The sequence below is a fragment of the Shigella sp. FC1967 genome (assembly GCF_001743005.1).
Taxonomy (GTDB): Bacteria; Pseudomonadota; Gammaproteobacteria; order Enterobacterales; family Enterobacteriaceae; genus Proteus.
In genome coordinates, this window is record NZ_MIIZ01001116.1 from 1 (window position 1) to 821 (window position 821).

Below are 821 nucleotides of genomic sequence, written 5' to 3' on the forward strand. Positions count from 1 at the left end.
TATTAAATAAAATCGCGATACTGCTCACAAATATTAATAAATACATATTTAATTGTCTTTTTTTTGACTAATATCTAATGTGATTGATGTAATCATTATATTTAAAAATACTTATTAATAATTATGAGGTTTTATGATGAAGAAAAATAAACTTATGGTATTTACTGCAACGTTATTATTATCATCAGCGGGTTTTATTTCAACAGCGTCAGCGGATGTGACATTAAAACATGGCTATATTGATGCGCCTCCTAGTAGAGCTTTCCTTTGTTCAGCAAAAGGAGGCAAGTTAAATAAAGATTGTGGTCCTGTACAATATGAGCCTCAATCTATTGAAGGACTTAAAGGTTTCCCTGACGGTGGTCCTGCAGACGGTGAAATTGCCAGTGGTGGAAAGGCAAATTTTTCTGCTTTAAATGCACAAAGTGCTGATCGCTGGCATAAAGTAGCAATGAAAAGTGGAGAAAATACCTTTAAGTGGACATTAACTGCAAAGCATAGCACTGCATCATGGCGATTCTTTATTACCAAACCAGGTTGGGATGTGAATAAACCGCTGACCCGTGCTGACTTTGATTTAACGCCATTCTGCCAACAAGATGATAATGGAAAAATACCCACAGAAACCGTAGAATTAAATTGTAATATACCAGAGCGTTCTGGTTATCAGATTATTTTAGGTGTTTGGGATATTGCGGATACAGGTAACGCTTTTTATCAAGTTATTGATGCTGATTTTAAAAAATAATCAATTTAACTCAATAGAAAAATTATTTAATATCAATAAATATATTATACTTAATCTTATTTTCTTTTTAATT

Annotated in this window: 1 protein-coding gene; it reads left to right on the plus strand. The window is 32.5% G+C overall.

Features of this window, described 5'->3' with window-relative positions; translation table 11 throughout:
* The first annotated feature begins 136 nt into the window (after positions 1-136).
* Positions 137-748 (plus strand): lytic polysaccharide monooxygenase, encoded by a 612-nt coding sequence (locus BHE89_RS19025; RefSeq protein WP_069369807.1) that lies wholly within the window; start codon positions 137-139, stop codon positions 746-748.
* Positions 749-821 lie beyond the last annotated feature (73 nt).

Bases quoted from the DNA above. Each gene is read 5' to 3' on its own strand.
- BHE89_RS19025 (WP_069369807.1), top strand. From the start codon at position 137: ATGAAGAAAAATAAACTTATGGTATTTACTGCAACGTTATTATTATCA.